Source organism: Arthrobacter crystallopoietes (assembly GCF_017603825.1).
Lineage (GTDB): Bacteria > Actinomycetota > Actinomycetes > Actinomycetales > Micrococcaceae > Crystallibacter > Crystallibacter crystallopoietes_B.
This window is the reverse complement of record NZ_CP072014.1, coordinates 196065-213023: the sequence shown is the minus strand read 5'-3', so window position 1 is coordinate 213023 and position 16959 is coordinate 196065. Positions and strand designations below refer to the sequence as shown.

Annotated in this window: 19 protein-coding genes and 1 riboswitch; of the genes, 11 read left to right on the top strand and 8 right to left on the bottom strand. The window is 64.5% G+C overall.

All coding sequences use genetic code 11. The annotated features are described in order from the left end of the window. Window positions 1–44: 44 nt before the first annotated feature. The 4 genes from J5251_RS01120 to J5251_RS01105 are packed head-to-tail and all read left to right on the top strand — an operon-like array spanning window position 45 to window position 3245. Complete coding sequence (locus tag J5251_RS01120; protein WP_139004339.1) at window positions 45–1130, top strand: LolA family protein; 1086 nt, start codon at window positions 45–47, stop codon at window positions 1128–1130. After that, window positions 1127–2098, top strand: a complete 972-nt coding sequence (locus J5251_RS01115) for an ABC transporter ATP-binding protein (RefSeq protein ID WP_139004340.1) — start codon at window positions 1127–1129, stop codon at window positions 2096–2098. Before J5251_RS01120 ends, J5251_RS01115 begins: the two co-directional genes overlap by 4 nt. Before the next feature lie 40 nt (window positions 2099–2138). Further along, complete coding sequence (locus J5251_RS01110; protein WP_139004624.1) at window positions 2139–2987, top strand: ABC transporter permease; 849 nt, start codon at window positions 2139–2141, stop codon at window positions 2985–2987. Window positions 2988–3035: 48 nt separating this feature from the next. Further along, the gene (locus J5251_RS01105) at window positions 3036–3245 is read left to right on the top strand and encodes a hypothetical protein (protein ID WP_139004341.1); all 210 of its coding nucleotides are present in this window, start codon (window positions 3036–3038) and stop codon (window positions 3243–3245) included. Window positions 3246–3367: 122 nt separating this feature from the next. Here the strand turns inward: J5251_RS01105 and J5251_RS01100 are convergent, their stop codons facing one another. After that, window positions 3368–4315 (bottom strand): D-2-hydroxyacid dehydrogenase family protein, encoded by a 948-nt coding sequence (locus J5251_RS01100; RefSeq protein WP_139004342.1) that lies wholly within the window; start codon window positions 4313–4315, stop codon window positions 3368–3370. A gap of 185 nt (window positions 4316–4500) precedes the next feature. Here J5251_RS01100 and J5251_RS01095 point away from each other — a divergent pair, with 185 nt between their 5' ends. Both J5251_RS01095 and J5251_RS01090 read left to right on the top strand, forming a co-directional pair. Continuing rightward, entirely contained in the window at window positions 4501–5886 is a 1386-nt protein-coding gene (locus J5251_RS01095) for an MFS transporter (protein ID WP_139004343.1), read from the top strand. Further along, entirely contained in the window at window positions 5883–6572 is a 690-nt protein-coding gene (locus J5251_RS01090) for a FadR/GntR family transcriptional regulator (protein ID WP_139004344.1), read from the top strand. The genes J5251_RS01095 and J5251_RS01090 overlap by 4 nt, the downstream gene beginning before the upstream one ends. 25 nt (window positions 6573–6597) lie before the next feature. Here J5251_RS01090 and J5251_RS01085 read toward each other — a convergent pair whose 3' ends face one another. Genes J5251_RS01085 through J5251_RS01070 form a run of 4 tightly spaced genes read right to left on the bottom strand, consistent with a single transcriptional unit; the run spans window position 6598 to window position 8527 of the window. Further along, window positions 6598–6810 carry a DUF2945 domain-containing protein gene (locus tag J5251_RS01085; protein ID WP_139004345.1) on the bottom strand — a complete coding sequence of 71 codons (213 nt, stop codon included), beginning with the start codon at window positions 6808–6810 and terminating at the stop codon, window positions 6598–6600. Between the two features lie 12 nt (window positions 6811–6822). Next, window positions 6823–7368: a hemerythrin domain-containing protein gene (locus J5251_RS01080; RefSeq protein WP_240792975.1), complete on the bottom strand. Its 546-nt coding sequence runs from the start codon at window positions 7366–7368 to the stop codon at window positions 6823–6825. Continuing rightward, window positions 7362–7958 carry a protoglobin domain-containing protein gene (locus J5251_RS01075; protein WP_208574977.1) on the bottom strand — a complete coding sequence of 199 codons (597 nt, stop codon included), beginning with the start codon at window positions 7956–7958 and terminating at the stop codon, window positions 7362–7364. The genes J5251_RS01080 and J5251_RS01075 overlap by 7 nt, the downstream gene beginning before the upstream one ends. Before the next feature lie 56 nt (window positions 7959–8014). Then, on the bottom strand, window positions 8015–8527 hold the full coding sequence (locus J5251_RS01070; RefSeq protein ID WP_208574976.1) for a class I SAM-dependent methyltransferase: 513 nt from the start codon (window positions 8525–8527) through the stop codon (window positions 8015–8017). Between the two features lie 121 nt (window positions 8528–8648). On the opposite strand from J5251_RS01070, the gene J5251_RS01065 reads away from it, so the two are divergent. From J5251_RS01065 to J5251_RS01045, 5 genes are all read left to right on the top strand, one after another. Beyond that, complete coding sequence (locus J5251_RS01065) at window positions 8649–9746, top strand: DNA alkylation repair protein (protein ID WP_139004348.1); 1098 nt, start codon at window positions 8649–8651, stop codon at window positions 9744–9746. 580 nt (window positions 9747–10326) lie between these two features. After that, the gene (locus tag J5251_RS01060) at window positions 10327–12048 is read left to right on the top strand and encodes an FMN-binding glutamate synthase family protein (RefSeq protein WP_139004349.1); all 1722 of its coding nucleotides are present in this window, start codon (window positions 10327–10329) and stop codon (window positions 12046–12048) included. 62 nt (window positions 12049–12110) lie between these two features. After that, window positions 12111–12226: riboswitch (SAM riboswitch) on the top strand. A 36-nt stretch (window positions 12227–12262) separates the two neighbouring features. Continuing rightward, window positions 12263–12802, top strand: a complete 540-nt coding sequence (locus J5251_RS01055) for an OsmC family protein (RefSeq protein ID WP_139004350.1) — start codon at window positions 12263–12265, stop codon at window positions 12800–12802. Window positions 12803–12858: 56 nt separating this feature from the next. Beyond that, the gene (locus J5251_RS01050) at window positions 12859–13044 is read left to right on the top strand and encodes a DUF1918 domain-containing protein (RefSeq protein WP_139004351.1); all 186 of its coding nucleotides are present in this window, start codon (window positions 12859–12861) and stop codon (window positions 13042–13044) included. A 252-nt stretch (window positions 13045–13296) separates the two neighbouring features. Further along, window positions 13297–14727: an APC family permease gene (locus tag J5251_RS01045; RefSeq protein WP_139004352.1), complete on the top strand. Its 1431-nt coding sequence runs from the start codon at window positions 13297–13299 to the stop codon at window positions 14725–14727. A 106-nt stretch (window positions 14728–14833) separates the two neighbouring features. Here the strand turns inward: J5251_RS01045 and J5251_RS20445 are convergent, their stop codons facing one another. The 3 genes from J5251_RS20445 to J5251_RS01035 form a co-directional block, all read right to left on the bottom strand. After that, window positions 14834–14968: a hypothetical protein gene (locus J5251_RS20445; protein ID WP_276608378.1), complete on the bottom strand. Its 135-nt coding sequence runs from the start codon at window positions 14966–14968 to the stop codon at window positions 14834–14836. 41 nt (window positions 14969–15009) lie between these two features. Beyond that, window positions 15010–15189 carry a hypothetical protein gene (locus J5251_RS01040; protein WP_139004353.1) on the bottom strand — a complete coding sequence of 60 codons (180 nt, stop codon included), beginning with the start codon at window positions 15187–15189 and terminating at the stop codon, window positions 15010–15012. Window positions 15190–15285: 96 nt separating this feature from the next. Next, complete coding sequence (locus tag J5251_RS01035; protein ID WP_139004354.1) at window positions 15286–16944, bottom strand: long-chain-fatty-acid--CoA ligase; 1659 nt, start codon at window positions 16942–16944, stop codon at window positions 15286–15288. Window positions 16945–16959: the final 15 nt, after the last annotated feature.

The following is a 16959-nucleotide window of genomic DNA, read 5'->3' as shown; positions in this document are numbered from 1 at the left end:
TTGAGCGTAGTCTGAAAAGAAGACTTGCAACGTCGGAGGTTGTCATGACACCTGTATGGAAGCGCTGGCTCCCTGCCGCCGTCGTCCCTGCGGTCATCGCGGGCGGCGCGTTGCTGGGCACAGTCCAGGCGGGCGCGGCCACGGACTTGCCGGACAAAACACCTCAGGAAGTCCTTGAAATGGTGGCGAACAGCTCCGTCCGCTCGCTGTCCGGAACTGTTGAGCAGTCGTCCGAACTGGGTTTGCCGCAACTGCCTACGGGCGGACCATCCGGGGAATCCGATGCTTCGTCCGGTATACCTTCCGGCGTAGCCTCCGCCCTTGAACTCCTCAGCGGATCCCACACTGCACGCGTTTATCTGGATGGCCATTCCCGGGCGCGCGTGCAGGTGATGGACCGGCTGGCCGAACGCGATGTCATCCGCAACGGCCGGGACGTATGGCTGTACAGCTCCAAGCAGAATGCCGCCGCCCATCTGATCCTTCCGAATGCCTCAACGTCCGAGGAGTATCACGGCGATAAAGCGTGGACCCCAGAGGATCTGGCCGAGCACTTCCTGTCCTCGGTCGAGCCCAGTACGGAAGTGACTGTGGGCTCGGACTCGGAGGTTGCCGGTCGTGAGGCCTATGAATTGGTGCTCACCCCCGACAGTTCGGAGACGCTGGTCGGGTCCGTCTCGATCGCTGTTGACTCGGAAACGGGGCTGCCGCTCAGTGTGGACGTCCAAGCCCGAGGCCAGGATGCTCCTGCTTTCGAGGTTGGCTTCACGGAACTGAGCCTTGAGGCGCCGTCTGATGATCTTTTCAACTTCACGCCGCCGCCGGGCGCCACCGTGACGGAGCGTGTTGTCAAGGACCATCATGCTAAGCACGCCAAGGGTGACCGCGGCGAGCACAGCAAGGACTACGTGAAGTACGGATCCGGCTGGGAAACGGTGATCGGTTTGCCGGCAGATGAAGTGCCTGCGGAATTCATGGACTCGCCGCTTATCGCCGAAACCGCCCAAGAGGTCGACGGCGGCCGGTTGCTTTCCTCAGCGCTCGTGAACGTCTTCGTGACCGACGACGGCCGGGTGTTCGCCGGACCGGTGCCGTTGGAGCAGCTGCAGGCGGCAGCGGAGGGCCGGTGAGCGGCACCTTCCCATCTACCGAACTCGCGATTGAAACCACCGGGCTGACCAAGCGCTTCGGCCACCAGACAGCCGTTGACGGCATCGACTTGGCAGTTCCGCACGGCTCCGTCTTCGGCTTCCTCGGCCCGAACGGATCGGGAAAGACCACCACAATCCGCGTCATGCTCGGCCTAGCAGCCGCCACGAGCGGGAACGTCCGGGTACTTGGGCAGGACATGCCGGCGAACCTTCGCGAGGTGCTTCCCCGCGTCGGAGCCCTGATCGAAGGGCCGGCCTTTTACCCGTTCCTCTCCGGCGCCGCGAACCTGCACCGCTTCGACACCGCGGACCGCCACGCCTCCTCGGCCACCCGGCGGGCTCGGGTGAGCCAGGCGCTTGACCTCGTGGGGCTGTCGCACGCCGCCGGCAAGAAAGTCCGCGCCTACTCTCTGGGCATGAAACAGCGCCTGGGCATCGCCAATGCCCTGCTGATGCCGCGCGAACTGCTGGTGCTGGATGAGCCGACCAATGGCCTCGACCCGCAGGGAACGCGCGAGGTCCGCAGTCTGGTGCGCTCGTTGGCAGCTGAAGGCACCACGGTTTTCGTTTCCAGCCATCTGCTCGCGGAGGTCGAACAAATCTGCACGCATGCCGCCGTCATGAGCGCCGGCAAACTGGTGGCGCAGGGGACCGTCGACGAACTCCGGCGGGTCGGCCTCGCCCACGTTAAAATCCAGACGCCCGACACCGAGGATGCCCGCAGTGTCCTCCAGCGGCTGGGTCTCGCACCTGAACCGTCACCTCCAGACAACGACGGCGGCAGTACCGTCCGCGCTCCGCTCGCCGACCATGCGGTGGCACCGGAATCGATCGTCGCCGCCCTCGTAGCCGACGGCGTCCGCGTCCGAGGCTTCGCGGTGGAAAGTAGCAGCCTCGAGGAGCGGTTCGTCGCTTTGACGGGGGAGGGGTTCGACGTTGTCCAATAAATTGCCCGCATCTGCACCAACCGGACCGTCCTCTGGCGGCATCCGATCACGAGCGGCCTCATCCCCGGTTACCGCTGGCTGGGCTCTCCTTGGGTCCGAGCTTAAGGTGCTCTTCCGGCGCTGGCGAACCTGGGCGATGCTGGCCGCGCTGGCTGCCGTCCCGGTGCTCATTGCGCTCGCAGTCCGGCTTTCCTCGCGGGATCCGGGCCCGGGCCAGGGTCCGCCGTTCCTGGACCGTGTATCCCAAAACGGGCTGTTCATCGCGCTGACCGGGATGGTTGTCTCCATCCCGCTGTTCCTCCCACTGACCGTCAGCGTCGTCGCGGGGGACACGATCGCGGGCGAGGCAGGCCACGGAACCCTACGGTATCTGCTCGCAGCGCCGGCGGGACGGGTCCGTCTGCTGGCAGTGAAGTACGCGGCAGCCGTCGTCTTCTGTCTCGCCGCCGCGCTCTCCGTGGCGACGGCGGGAGTTCTGATCGGCTCAGCGCTCTTCGAGGTAGGGCCGATCCCCCTGCTCTCCGGCGACACCATCAGCCTTGGGGAGTCATTGCTTCGGCTGCTCCTGGTGGCCTGCTACGTGGGCCTGTCCCTGCTTGGACTCGCGGCCATCGGTCTGTTCATTTCCACCCTGACCGAGGTCCCTGTCGGAGCCATGGCCGCGACCGCTGTGCTCGCCGTCGTGTCCCAGATCCTCGATAACCTTCCACAGCTCGAATGGCTGCACCCGTGGCTGTTCAGCCACCATTGGCTCGGCTTCGCTGACCTGCTGCGCCAACCGATCTCTTGGGACTCCTTCGCCGCCAACGGCCTGCTCCAGGGAGGCTATATAGTCGTCTTCTGCGCACTCGCCTACAGCAGGTTCGCCACCAAAGACGTGCTGTCCTAATCGACTACGGTCTGGCCTGTGCGGGCCCGCGGGACCTAAAATCTTGTTGTGGAAGAGCGCTATCTAAAGGCGCTGGAACAGGCATCTTCTGTTGCCGAGCGCGACAGTATCCGTCGGCAGATTGCGGCTGAGGAACTCGCCGCGCTGCGCAAGGAGCTCGATAAACACACGGTGGACAAGATCCAACGGCAGATGATGAAGATTATCGAGAGCGAACGCCGCCGCGATATTCAATCGCTAAAGGATGCAGGTCTCTGACCGTCATCAGCGCTCGTCGTACCTTTGGCTGCCACGTCGGGCCTCTATTCGGGCGTTGCGGGACTGCCCGCCGCGCTGGAGTCTGTGTCAGCACCGTTGTTAACCGTGTCGCTGTCAGCCTCTCAGGGTTCCATGACACGCACGGGCGCACCGGCGGCGAAAGCAGCAATGTCTGCCACCGCATCCTGATAGAAGATCCGGTACTGCTCCTCCGTCACGTAGCCCACGTGCGGGGTGAGGACCGCCCGCGGGGCACTGCGCAGCGGGTGGTCGGCGGGGAGGGGTTCGACGTCGAAGACATCCAGCGCTGCAGCGCCGAGGCGTCCAGAGTGCAGCGCATCGAGCAGTGCGTCCTCCTGGACGATGGGTCCTCGCGAGGTATTGACCAGCACTGCATCCTGTTTCATCAGCGCCAGTTCCTCAGCCCCGACCAGGCCGCGCGTCCGGCGCGAGAGGACCAGATGCACCGACAGGATGTCGGAGGCGCTGAAGAGGTCTTCCTTCTCCACGCGCTGCACACCGTGTTCCGCCGCACGTTCTGCCGTGAGGTTTTCGCTCCACGCGATGACGTCCATGCCGAAAGCCAGACCTACCTTGGCCACGCGAGAGCCCAGATTGCCTAGGCCGAGCAGTCCCAGTGTCCGACCGGCGAGCCCTTGCCCGACTGTACTTTGCCAACCACCGGCGGCGATGGCGCCGAGTTCGACGTCAAGGTGCCGGGTGGCCGCATGGATCAGCGCCCAGGTGTGCTCTGCCGCAGGTTCCGGACGGTAGCCCGTGTGGCTGACCGTGATGCCTAACCTCTGGGCAGCGGCGAGATCGATCGAGGCGTTGCGCCGGCCGGTGGACACAATCAGGCGCAGGTCCGGCAGCCGTTCGAGCCGCGCCTCGAGCAGCGGCGTCCGCTCGCGCATGGCGACGACGACGTCGAAACCAGCCAGGGCGGCAACGACCGAATCGTCGTCGTGGCCGAGATGCTCGTCGAAAAAGACCACCTCGGACTTAACGGAGTCCCAGTCGCCGAGGGAACGGGCAACCTGCTGATAGTCGTCAAGGACCGCGATCTTCATACGCTGAGCCTAATGGAAATCCTTAATGCCGATCGAAGCTGTGAGAGGGGACAGGAAACAGTCATTGCCGGGACCCGGCAACATGGCGTGGATGAGGACGGACTGTTTGAAGAGATCGGAGTCCCGTTGACGGGATGAGTGGATGGAAGTTGCTCCGGGAGACATCAGACGTCTAATGTTTAGGGATGCCACGTGATGCCGCCAAATTCCGGAGTTCTCTTGCCCCAGCCCTGCCGGCGCACGGCAAGGAGGCCGAGAACCTTGGCGAAACGCTGGGCGAAACGCTTGCTCCGGAGCTGGACGAACGTCAGATAGCGCCGAAGCCGGCCACACCGAAAAGGTTTGCTGCCTTCTTGGCGATTGTCGCCGTCGTACTTATTGGTCTGAACCTGCGCGTGGGGGTAGCCAGCGCCGCCGCCCTGTTCCACGATTTGCAGCTGCTGCTGGGGTACGGACCGCTGGTGGCGGCCACGCTGCCGTCGATTCCCGTCATCTGCTTTGCCGTTGCCGGCGCCGCCACATCCTGGCTGACCAGACTCGTCGGGTTGGAGCGGGCGATCGCTGTTGCGTTGACGCTGCTCACCGCGGGACTGGCGCTGCGCGTGGTCGATTCGGTCGGCATGCTGCTGCTGGGCACGGTGGTCAGCATGTCCGGGCTGGCCATCTGCAACGTGGCGATGCCCTCCTTTATCCGCAAACACTTTGCGCACCGGACTTCGACGATGACCGGCGTCTACACCATCACCATGTCGATCGGTGCGACCACTGCCGCCGCGCTGAGTGTGCCGGTGGCGATGCAGCTGAACTCGCCCGTTGCAGGCCTTGCGTCGTGGTCGCTCCTGGCCGTCGTCGCCCTGCTGGCGTTCCTACCGCTGGCTGTGGCCGGCAAGCCGCGCCCGGTGGCCGAAACTGGCGCGGGCGTCTCGCCGTGGCCGTTGCTGCTCACCAGAAAAGGCCTGCTGATCACCGGGCTCTTCACTGTGCAGGCGCTGCTGGTCTACACAATCATCAGCTGGCTGCCCTCCATCCTCATCGCCCGCGGCCTGGATCCGGCGTCCGCGGGACTGATGCTCGGGGCCCTGCAATTGATCAGCATTCCCGCCGTCGTCCTGGTGCTGTGGATGGCCAGCAGGCCGCCGCTGCTGCGACCGGCGTTCATGGTTTCCACCGGTGCCAGCTTCCTGGGTTATGTGTGTCTGCTGGTCATGCCCAACCAGCTGGTCCTGATTCCGGTGCTGCTGATCGGCGTCGGCTTTTCGGTGTTCCCGATCGTCATGGTGGTGATCAGCCGCAGCGGCAGCAACGCGGCGGAAACTACGGCGATGTCCACTCTTGCCCAGTCGGTGGGCTATCTCGTGGCGACCGTGGGGCCTTTCGGCTTGGGGTTGCTTCACGCGGTTACCGGCGGATGGACGCTGTCGCTGGAGCTGATGGTGGCCGTGGCAGTGCTGCAGCTGTTCCTGGCATACTGGCTTAGCGCCGGTGCTGGCGCTGCTGGTGGACGGAGCCGGGTACGCTCGGGCGGCCGAGGGCGTTTGCTTGGGCGTCGCGGCGAGGGGAGCCAGGCATGACGCTCGGTTCAGTCCATCGCCCGCAGCTTGCGGACGAAGTCACCGAGCGGCTGCGCGAGGCGATCGTCTCCGGCCAGTGGCCGCTGCAGGAACGGATCCCGCCCGAACCTGAACTCATGGCGCAACTCGGCGTCTCGCGGGGGACCTTGCGCGAGGGGATCAAGGCGCTGGCCCACGCGGGGATGCTGGAGGTTCGGCGCGGGGACGGCACCTACGTCCGCGCAGCCAGCGAGATCCATGGAGCCGTCCGCAAGGCCTACCGGGATTACGAGGACGAGGATGTATTGCAAGTCCGCTTCGCTCTGGACACGAAGGCCGCGCGTCTCGCGGCCCGATTAGCTAACGACGGCGACATCGCGGCTATGCGTGGGATGCTCGCCAAGCGCCGCGAGGCTTGGGCGGCGGAGGATCTGGAACAGTGGATTGCGGCCGACTGGGATTTCCACCTGAAGGTGGCGGAATCCTCGGGCAACAGGTTGCTGCATGAGCTCTACGGCAGTTTCGGAGATGTCTTCCACGGCACAAAAATGGCTCAGCGACTGCGCAACGGCTTTGACGGTTGCCTGGAAGAGGGGCATGAGGCGCTTGTTGCAGCCATTGCCGCCGGCGACGAGGAAGCGGCCGTGGGGACAGTCAACGCCAATCTCAACTACTGCATGTCATGGATGCAGCCGGCGGGGGACTAGCAATCCAGGGGCGCGCCCGGCCCGCTCACCCGGCTTTGTGCAGCGCCGAGCCTTTATGGACCGCGATGTGGTCCGTCTTATCGCTCTTGATCTCGTACTGCGGGTCATCCGGCGAGCACCGCCGGGTGCGGCCTTTGAATTCGAAGTCCTTGGTGTGGATCTTGGTGATCTTGCCGGAAGCCTCGCCGCCCTCTGTGTTCCACCGCACGTGGTCGCCGGTCTTAAATGGTGCAGCCATGTCGGTCTCCTCTCAGCCCAGCCGGGTTTCCGTCGTCGTATGCAAGTGCTCGCCGCCGTGCGGATGGGCCTCGCCGACGATTTCATGCAGCCCTTCGACCGCCTCGACGAGGGACAGATCCGGTTGGGAAACGATGAAGGGCAGCAGCAGCTTGTTTTCCTTGTCCAGGTGCTGGGCGAAGAGGCGCTCGATCGCGGTGGCCAAGGCAGCAGCCCGGATTCCCTGAGCGCCGCGCAGTTCCTCCAGTGTATCGGTGATCACCCGGTGTTCGGCGAGCATGCCCTCGACAAGAAGGTTCGCCTCGGGCCGGGAACGGGCCCGTTCGTAAAGGGCTGATTCTTCTGCCAGGGCATGCGGAATGAGGTCGATTTCGCACCACTCCACCAGCAGCGCGTGAGCGTCATGCTCCGCCGGTTTCTTCCCGCTTTCGACGGCCTCAACCAACGCGCGGGTCAAATGGTTCAGCCGTGTCAGCATCTGCCCATGATGGTGTTCGACGGCGGCGATGGCCTGCTGGTCGCTGTTCACATCTTTGGCTTCGTTGACCATTTCTACCATTGCCCTTCCCGCGTGTACGGCCGCGACCACAAGGCAATTTGGAGCAGCACCGCTTTGAGCCAGGCCTGCATCATTGCATCAACCTGTTCGCCGTCGTTTTCCTTGCGCGCCAGGAAGGGACGGACCGTGATCGTGACCGGCCCGGTCAACGCGATCAGATGCCGCAGCGGCACCACCGAGGTGGAGCCGACATGGTCCGTTTCGTTTTTGTGGGCAGGGGTGTGCCGGAGCGCGATCTCGTTCTGGTAATCCAGCCACTCCTGATCGTAGGAGCGGGAACACGTGTCACGGATCCATTGCCCGAACCGCGGACGGACCGCCGCGAGGTACTCATCGATGGGCGGACCGCCGGGCTGGGAAAAGTGGGCCACCAGTTGCGGTTGGCTGGCGACGAAGCCGTACCAGACATCGAGAATGTCATCGACCTGGTCATCGAGAAGCTCACCCGCCCGCTGCAGCAGCGCCGCGTCGCGTTCATCGAGCATCACGCTGACCTTGAGTTCTTCCAACTCGGTCAGGGTGACGGGCGAATGCTCGGCGCTTCCGTAGTTGTAGCCGGGAATCTCTGTGTTGGTCGACTCGGACGACATGGCCATACCTCCAACTAGTTCGCGTCCCTCATTCGTACCCCCGGGACCAGCCGGGGTCAATGGTTTGCGGACACGGCGTGGAAGGCAACCAGGAGGCTGCTACCCAGCGGCTGAATGGTGCAAGTGCTTTCAAAACCGGCCTTGGCGAGATTTACGGACACCTGTTCAACGATCCTCTGGGCGGGTGAGCCTGGCGGAGGTTCGAAAAAGAGCCGGAGGACACCGTCGTCGGTCAGGACGCGGGCGATACTCCGAAGCTCATCGACGGCGTTCCGGGTCCAAAAGAGGTTAACGTTGATCGCAAAAGCCGTGCCGAAAGGGCCGTCGGACTCCAACGCGGTGTGTTCGAGCGCTGCACGCCGCACCTCCGCCGTGCCCCGGTCGACGAAGCCTGCGAGGCGTTGCCGGCTCGCGGCAACCGCCTTCTCGGATCGGTCGATCCCCAGGTAGCGTCCCGTTTTCAACTGGGCGCAGATCAGGGATGCCGCAGCGCCGGTGCCGCCGCCGATTTCCAGAACTGCCTGTTCCGGGCGAAGAGCCAGCATCTCCACGGCTCTACGTACTCTCAATGGCACAGAACCTGCCGTCAGTTTCACCGCCCTCAGCAGCTAGCAGCAATCAAGTCCTGCGCACCATAAGATGCCGAAGAGGGGATATTGGCAAGAGTTGTTCGGAAACCGGGAGGACCGCATGGGTGCAATGAACGACCTGTTGGGCACGGAGGCCGTCGATGGACTGCGGAGAACGCTTGGCCAAAGCTCAAACAGCTCGGGCTGGCCGGCGCTCGCCGCGGCCGAGGCGAAGCTGGAGCCGCTGTCGCTGCGTGCGCGCTGCGACCTGCTGGCAGCAGCACTGCTATCCGATCTGGACGTCGGCTACGAACAGGCGGCCGAAATCATCCGGACTGCCCTTGAGGATGAGTCCTTCACCGGATGGATGATCTGGCCAGTCTCGGAGGCTGCCGTCACGCTCGCCTTGCAGGACGGTACCGCGCGTGCCTTCGACGATGCCCTGGCCTTGCTCTTCGAGCTGACTCCCCGGCTCACCGGGGAGTTCGCGATCCGCCGCCTGCTCCTGCAGGACCTTGACCGGGCGCTGGGGCAGATACAGGACTGGACGCAGCACCCGGACGAGCAGGTCCGCCGGCTCGCCAGCGAAGGGCCGCGGCCGTACCTGCCTTGGGCGGTCCGGGTGCCGGAAATCATCGCCCGGCCGGAGGCGACGCTGCCGCTCCTGGATGCCCTGCACTCCGATCCAAGCCAGCTGGTCCGCCGGTCCGTGGCAAATCACCTCAACGATATCGCCCGCCACGACCCGGAAACCGTGGTCGCCCTCGCAGGGAAATGGCAGGGGGAGCACGGCGACGGGACTCCGTGGGTGGTGCGGCACGGGTTGCGGACACTGATCAAGAAGGCACACCCCGGGGCGCTCGGATTGCTGGGATTCACTCCGAATGCGGTAAGCATCTCGGTGCCGGAGCTGGACCAGGCCGAGGTGCAGCTGCCGGCCGAAATCGCGTTCACGGTGGCGGTCACCAACGACTCGCTGCACCCGGCACGCCTGGCTGTCGACTACGTGGTCCACTACGTCAAGGCCAACGGATCCCTGGCTCCTAAGGTCTTCAAGCTCGCCGTCGCGGAACTGGAACCGGGCGAGACCCGCCGGTTCAGAAAGGCCCATGCCCTCCGGCCGATGACCACCCGGGTACACTACGCCGGCCGCCACCTACTCCAAGTGCAGGTGAACGGCCAGCTATCAGCGGCGGCGGAGTTCGACGTCGTTATCTAGCGGCGGCAGGGGAGCGATGGCAGGAAATTGACGGAAACTGGCAGTTTTCCCGGCCATGGAATCCGGTGTGCACGGCGTTGACGCTAAGACCTATCGGAATCCGTGAAGAAAGCAGGACCAGTCATGAGCCTCCAACCTCCGGAATACTGGCTGAAGATCCACAACATTGAACTGCAGCAGCTGATGGCGCAGGCAGAGCGGACCCGCCAGCGCTCGCGGTACCAAGGGCGTGGAATGGCGTTACGGTCACCCGCTCAACGGGCCCGGTCTGTGGCTTCAGCGAAGAACACTGTTCCAGCCCTTCCCTGGGCTGCAGCCAACCCGAGCGACATCCGCGTGCTGGCCTGGTTCCGCAGCGTGATGCCCAAGCTAAGGAGGGGAGTAGCGTCAGCCCCCGCTCCGGCACCAGCTGGGCGACAGCCGGCGGACTGCTGCGCCTGAAATCCGGGTCCTGGCAACCCGGGTCTGACTGCCGCGTCTGGCTTCACGCCTGATTCCAGAAACTCGTGCCTATTCGTCATGACCGGACGAATCTCCTTGATTCGTCCGGTTCATCCGGCGCCGGTCGTAGACTCAAGCCATGGCACGCTTCCTAGTCTTTGTAGTACTCGCCGTGCTGGGCTTCATCACCATCGTGGCCGCCTCGTTCGGCTCCGTTGGCTGGTGGGTGCTGGCCGCCATCGTTGTGGCGCTCGTGGTGATCGGGGTCTGGGATGTGGTCCAGACCCGGCACTCCATCCTGCGGAACTACCCCATCCTGGGGCATATGCGGTACGTGCTGGAATCCATCCGGCCGGAAATCCAGCAGTACTTTGTCGAGCGGAATGTCGACGGGAAGCCGTTCAACCGCGATGTGCGGTCGCTGGTCTATGCACGGGCCAAGGGCGAGAACAGCCATAAGGCCTTCGGTACGGAACGCGAAGTGAATCAGATCGGCTACGAATACTTGATCCACTCCACCGCTCCGGTCGCGCCGCCGAAGCAGCATCCGCGCGTGCCGCTCGGCGGACCCGACTGCCGCCAGCCCTACGACATTTCGCTGTTTAACGTCTCTTCCATGAGCTTCGGCTCGCTGTCGAAGAATGCCGTGCTCGCGATGAACAAGGGCGCGGCTTTGGGCGGCTTCGTGCAGGAAACCGGTGAAGGCGGCCTCACCAAGTACCATCTCGAATACGGGGCCGACCTGATCTGGGAAATAGGCTCCGGCTACTTCGGCGCGCGCGACAAGGACGGCCACTTCAGCCCAGAGGCCTTCATCTTGAAGGCGGCGCGGCCCGAGGTCAAAGGCATCAGCATCAAGCTTTCACAAGGGGCCAAGCCCGGTCTGGGCGGTGTCCTGCCAGGCGCGAAAGTCACCCCGGAGATCGCCGAAGCACGCGGCGTGGAAATGGGCGTTGACTGTGTGTCGCCTGCCAGCCACAGCGCCTTCGGCACGCCACGGGAGCTGATCCGCTTCGTCAAGCAGCTGCGCGATCTCTCCGACGGCAAGCCCATCGGCTTCAAGCTGTGCGTGGGTTCACGGGTGGACGTGCTCGCCATTTGCAAGGCGATGCTGGAGGAGAAAGTGACTCCGGATTTTATTGTCGTCGATGGGTCCGAGGGCGGGACCGGCGCGGCGCCGCTGGAGTACCAGGACAACGTGGGAACGCCACTGACAGAAGGCCTGATGCTGGTACACAACGCCCTGGTCGGCGTGGGGCTGCGGGAGCGCGTCCGCATTGCCGCCGCGGGGAAAGTTGCCTCCGGCTCGGACATCGTCAAGCGCCTGATCCAGGGCGCGGACTTCACGCTGAGTGCGCGGACCATGATGATGGCCACCGGCTGCATCCAGGCGCAGAAATGCCACACCAACGAATGCCCGGTGGGCGTGGCCACGCAGAACCCGCGGCTGGTGCGCGCGCTCAACGTCGAGGACAAGGGCCAGCGCGTTTTCAACTACCAGAAGCTCACGGTGGACGAGAGTGTGCAGATCATGGCGTCGATGGGCTGTAAATCCCCGGACGAGGTCTCGCCGCGGATGCTTCGGCGTCGCGTGGACCATCTGACCACGCGTTCCTACGAGAACATCTATAACTGGATGGAGCCCGGCGAACTGCTCAACGATCCTCCCCGCGGCTGGAGCGAAGACTGGAACCTGGCTAACGCTGACTACTTCCGTGAACCGCCCAAGAAGCCCGCCGAGGACGAACACAAGGCGGAGCCCGTACCAGGCAGTCCGGAGTATGACCGGGCACGGATCCCCGGCGACAAGCATCAGCCGGAAGGCCAGGTCGGCCGCCCCGAGGGCGAGCTCGGACGCTAGGAAGTCCTCGTGTTACGGCGCGGTTGAGTGCTCCGGGGTGCGGCGTGCAGAATCGGACGCAGAATCAAGAGTTCCAACCTTCGGCCCTGGCCGGTTGGACGGCAACCCTCGTAGCTGTAGCGGGGTGCCCCAGGTGAAGATTCGACGCCGGCCCAAACGGGAGGCGTAAGTATGGCGCCCTGCTCCGGCGTGCGCCGACAGGAAGGATTCCACCATGACTGAAACAGCTCTCCGTGATCTGGCCGAAGACCGTGCCGCCCGTCTGGATGAGGCCGGCGCCTTCTGGACCGGCAAGATCGCCGCAGACACCGCCAACGCCAAGCTGACGTTCAAGGTCGCAGGCGAGGGAACCGGCCCCGTGGCCACCCGCGTCACCGCCGGCAAGCACGAGTTCTCCGTTGACGAGCCGGCGGGGCTGGCCGGCGAAGACACCGCCGCAAGCCCGGTGGAGTACGCGCTCGGCGCCCTGGCCTCCTGCCAGGTAGTGGTCTACCGGCTGTACGCCCACCAGCTGGGCATCCGCTTCGACGAGATCAGCATCGACGCCGAGGGTGATCTGGACGTGCAAGGCCTGTTCGGGGCTGATGAGAGCGTGCGTCCCGGGTTCAGTGCCGTGCGGCTGAGCGTGAACATCAGCGGCCCGGAATCGCAGGAACGCTACGAGGAGCTGCGCCGCACAGTGGACGCCCACTGCCCGGTGCTGGACCTCTTCGCCAATCCCACCCCCGTGAGCGTCGAAGTTTTCAAGAAGTAGCGCCTATTCCCCTTCCGCGCCGTCCCTCGTACCCTAGGGCCAGGAGGTAATTCACGATGAAGGCATCGCCAGGCAACAGGATCATTGTGCGCGGCAGGACGGTCGAAACATCCGACCGGCACGGGGAAATCGTCGAGGTCAGGGGAGAGGACGGCGCTCCGCCGTACTTCGTGCGGTTCGACGACGGACACGAATCGGTGGTCTTCCCCGGTGGGGACTTCGTGGTTGAGCACAACCCCTAGCCACAGGTTCCAGCCCGTTCACCAGCCGAGAGCGGATGTGAGGGCGAGCAGCATGATCATGCTGCTCGCCCCTGCGCTGTCCAACGTCGGCCGGCTACCGGGCAAGAGAACGCCGCCAACGCCACATGGCGGTTTCAGTCCGAAACATCGTAGTAATGTCGTGCAGTTACATTTGCCGTGATCGGTGCCACCTTCGCGCCGCCGGCAATTTCCCATGTCTGAACGGCATCTGAACGAGAAAGGGGCATCGGCGTGGCTGTGTCACAACACGAATCCGAACCCTCATTGAAGAAAGTACTGGGACGCCTCGACGTCCTCGCCCTGGGCTTCGGGGCCATGATCGGCTTCGGCTGGGTGGTCCTGACCGGCGGCTGGCTGGAGTCCGCCGGAACCATGGGCTCGGTGACTGCCATGCTTGCGGGCGGCATCATCATGGGCGTGGTCGGGCTGACCTATGCCGAGCTGTGCGCGGCGATGCCCAAGGCTGGCGGCGAGCACAACTACATCATGCGGGCGATGGGTCCTCGCCCGTCCTTTATCGGATCCTGGGCGATCATCGGCGGCTACGTGACCATCGTGGCCTTCGAAGCGGTGGCGCTCCCGCGGACCGTCCAGTACATCTTTCCCAACCTCAGCCAGATCAAGCTCTGGAACGTCGCCGGTTTTGACGTCCACCTGACCTGGGCGCTGGTAGGGGCCGTTGCCGCCGTCGTTATTACCTGGATTAACATCCGTGGTGTGAAGGAAGCCGGCGTTGTGCAGACCTTCGTGGTGCTGTTCCTGCTGGCCATCGGTCTGGTCATGATCGCCGGTGCCTTCACCGGCGGCGAGATATCCAACATGGAGCCGTTCTTCAATGGCGGCATGACCGGCTTCTTCGCGGTGCTGGTAGTGGTGCCGTTCCTGTTCATCGGGTTCGACGTGATTCCGCAGTCCGCGGAGGAAGTGAACATTCCGGCCCGCCAGATCGGCGGGCTCGTGGTGGTCTCAGTCATCCTGGCCACCATTTGGTACGTGATGGTGGTGCTGACCACGTCGTCGGCCATGCCGGCCAGCGAGCTGGCGGGGACGGATATTGCAACGGCGGACGCCGTGGGCGCGATGTTCGGTTCGGACATCATGGCCAAGGTACTGATCGCCGGCGGTATCGCGGGCATCCTCACCTCGTGGAACTCGCTGCTGCTGGGCGCGTCCCGGCTGATGTTCTCGCTGGCGCGCTCCGGGATGCTGCCGGCCTGGTTCGGGAAGCTGCACCCCAGGCACGGCACCCCGCACAACGCCCTGCTCTTCGTCGGCGGGCTGAGCGTCCTGGCACCGTTCTTCGGCGTGGAAATGCTGGTCTGGCTGGTGGATTCCGGTGCGCCGAGCATTGTGCTGGCCTACACCATGGTGGCGATTTCCTTCCTGATCCTGCGGCGCCGCGAGCCTGAGATGGACCGGCCCCTGCGGATCGGCGGCAAGGGCAAGGGCGGCATCGCGATCGGCATCGCCGCTGCTGTGCTGGGCGTGGCCCTGTTCAGCCTGTACATGCCGGGAATGCCGGCCCAGCTGGGCATCGAGCCGTGGATCCTCTTCGGCCTGTGGTGGGTCATCGGGCTGGTGTTCTTCTTCCGGGTGCCCGCTGGCATCAAGGCCGGGCCGCTGGCGGAAGAGCATGTGTTGGCGCGGGTCCGCTCGCGCTGATGCGGCGCACGCTGCACTGACCGCAAGACCAACGACGGCGGTGCCTGCCTTACGTACTCGCCCCGGCAAGGTGCCGGGCGAGGGGAAGGAGGCATCGCCGTCGTAATCAGTAGCGGTATGGGTTGTCGTCGGCGGCACCGTGGCGGGCGTGCTCGTAGCCTTCCTGCCAGGCATCCCGGACAGCGTGGGTCAGTTCCGCCAGCAGGCGGTACGTGGGATGGTCGGGGCCGACCCAGAGCATTTCTTCCTGCGCCCGGTCAAGAATCCCGTGGATCCGTTCGCTCAGTGCTTTCTCCTCAAGGCGCCCATGATTTTCCCGCCGATGCCGCCGTGTTCCGTGCCGGCGGTTCCATAGGTGCCCCGTGTTCTGCCCCTGGTGCTGCCGGGGGTATGCCCTGTGTTCATCCTGCCCTTGCCGCCCAACCGCTCGGCGGCCCGCTTGATCCTGTTACCTATACCCATGGTGATTCTCCTATGGCTGGCAGTGCCTGCCTGCAAGGACGCCGACAGGTCACGCCACCATTTTAAGACGGGGTATGGGCGAGCGCACCCGAAAGATCAGATTTGGCCGGCTTCTGCCTGAAGGGCGGAGGCGCGCAGGTCCGCTTTCATCACCTTGCCGGTGGAAGTGCGCGGCAGGTCGTCGGTGAACAGGATCCGGTCCGGCAGTTTGAACCCGGCCAGCCGTCCCCGCAGGTGTTCCCGCAGACGCGCATCATTGACGGTGGCGTTGCTGCTGCGGATCACGAAAGCCATTGGCCGCTCGCCCCACTTTTCGTGCGGAACACCGACGACGGCGGCATCGAGCACCTCGGGGTGGGAGACGATCGCTTGTTCAACTTCGATCGTGGAGATGTTTTCGCCGCCGGAGATGATGATGTCCTTGGCCCGGTCCTTGAGCTGAATGTAGCCGTCGGAGTGCATGACGCCCAGATCGCCGGTATGGAACCAGCCGCCGTGGAACGCCTCCGCGGTGGCTTCCGCATCCTTGTAATACCCGAGCATGACGTTGTTTCCGCGCAGGACAATCTCGCCGATGCTGGTCCCGTCCGCGGGCACGTCGTTCATGTCCGGATCCACCACGCGGGCACTGTCCGCCTGCAGCATGCCCACGCCCTGACGGGAGATCTTCTCGGCCCGTTCTACAGCGGGGAGCAAGTCCCACTCCGCCTGGTGCTCACAGATGGTGTTCGGCCCGTACACCTCGGTCAGTCCGTACACATGGACAACCGTGATTCCAAGGGCTTCGAGCTTGCCGATGATGGTTGGCGACGGCGGTGCTCCCGCCGTCGTGAGCCGCAGCGGCGACTCCAACGGGTGTGCCTGGCCGGCTTCGGCAATGATGCTGCAGACTGTCGGCGCTCCGCAAAGGTTGGTGATGCCCTGGTTGTCGACGGCGTCCCAGACAGCGTCGGCGCGGACGGCGCGCAGGCACACATGCGTGCCGGCCGCGGCGGTGACGGCCCACGGGGTGCACCAGCCGTTGCAATGGAACATCGGCAGCGTCCATAGGTAGCGGGTATCTCCGGTGAAACCGTTATGGAAGGTCTCACCGAGGGCATTCAGGTAGGCGCCGCGGTGCGAGTAAAGCACGCCTTTGGGCCGTCCTGTGGTTCCCGAGGTGTAGTTCAGCGTGATCGGCGTGCGCTCATCAACCACGCCCCACGGCAGATCCGGTGCAGCCGGTGCCGCGGCCAGGAACTGCTCGTAGCTGGTTGTCGCAATGGTACCGGTAGCGCTGGACACAGCCACGGGTTGAGCCGGCGCGACCGTGCTGTCGGCGACTTCCACGACTTCGGCGAGTTGGGGCAGCTGCGCCTGCAGTCCTGCCAGCGACCCCAGGAACTCGGAGTCCACGAACACCAGCCTGGACTCCGAATGTTCCAGAATGTACTGGATCTCGCGGGGCGAAAGACGGGTATTGAGCGCCACCAGCACGCCGCCGGCCAGCGGCACAGCGAAGTGCGCGATCAGCAGTTCAGGGACATTCGGGCAGAGGAACGCCACCCGGTCTCCCGGCTCGATCCGGTTCCTGATGGCCTTGGCCAGCCGCTGGGCTTCGTTGGCGAAATCCTGGTAGCTGTAGCTGCGGCCACCGTGGATGATTGCGGTCTTGCCGCCGAACACCTCGGCCGAACGCTGCAGGAAACGCAGCGGGCTCAGGGGAGTGTCGTTGGCAGCCTGGATGTCGGCGGGAATTACTGACGTCACTGTCATGCTCCTGGGTTGGCG

Coding starts and splice junctions, on each gene's coding strand:
- J5251_RS01120 (WP_139004339.1), top strand. CDS start 45: ATGACACCTGTATGGAAGCGCTGGCTCCCTGCCGCCGTCGTCCCTGCG.
- J5251_RS01100 (WP_139004342.1), bottom strand. CDS start 4,315: ATGAAGATCGCGGTCCTTGACGACTATCAGCAGGTTGCCCGTTCCCTC.
- J5251_RS01095 (WP_139004343.1), top strand. CDS start 4,501: ATGCCACGTGATGCCGCCAAATTCCGGAGTTCTCTTGCCCCAGCCCTG.
- J5251_RS01090 (WP_139004344.1), top strand. CDS start 5,883: ATGACGCTCGGTTCAGTCCATCGCCCGCAGCTTGCGGACGAAGTCACC.
- J5251_RS01085 (WP_139004345.1), bottom strand. CDS start 6,810: ATGGCTGCACCATTTAAGACCGGCGACCACGTGCGGTGGAACACAGAG.
- J5251_RS01080 (WP_240792975.1), bottom strand. CDS start 7,368: ATGGTAGAAATGGTCAACGAAGCCAAAGATGTGAACAGCGACCAGCAG.
- J5251_RS01075 (WP_208574977.1), bottom strand. CDS start 7,958: ATGTCGTCCGAGTCGACCAACACAGAGATTCCCGGCTACAACTACGGA.
- J5251_RS01065 (WP_139004348.1), top strand. CDS start 8,649: ATGGGTGCAATGAACGACCTGTTGGGCACGGAGGCCGTCGATGGACTG.
- J5251_RS01060 (WP_139004349.1), top strand. CDS start 10,327: ATGGCACGCTTCCTAGTCTTTGTAGTACTCGCCGTGCTGGGCTTCATC.
- J5251_RS01055 (WP_139004350.1), top strand. CDS start 12,263: ATGACTGAAACAGCTCTCCGTGATCTGGCCGAAGACCGTGCCGCCCGT.
- J5251_RS01050 (WP_139004351.1), top strand. CDS start 12,859: ATGAAGGCATCGCCAGGCAACAGGATCATTGTGCGCGGCAGGACGGTC.
- J5251_RS20445 (WP_276608378.1), bottom strand. CDS start 14,968: ATGCTCTGGGTCGGCCCCGACCATCCCACGTACCGCCTGCTGGCGGAA.
- J5251_RS01040 (WP_139004353.1), bottom strand. CDS start 15,189: ATGGGTATAGGTAACAGGATCAAGCGGGCCGCCGAGCGGTTGGGCGGC.
- J5251_RS01035 (WP_139004354.1), bottom strand. CDS start 16,944: ATGACAGTGACGTCAGTAATTCCCGCCGACATCCAGGCTGCCAACGAC.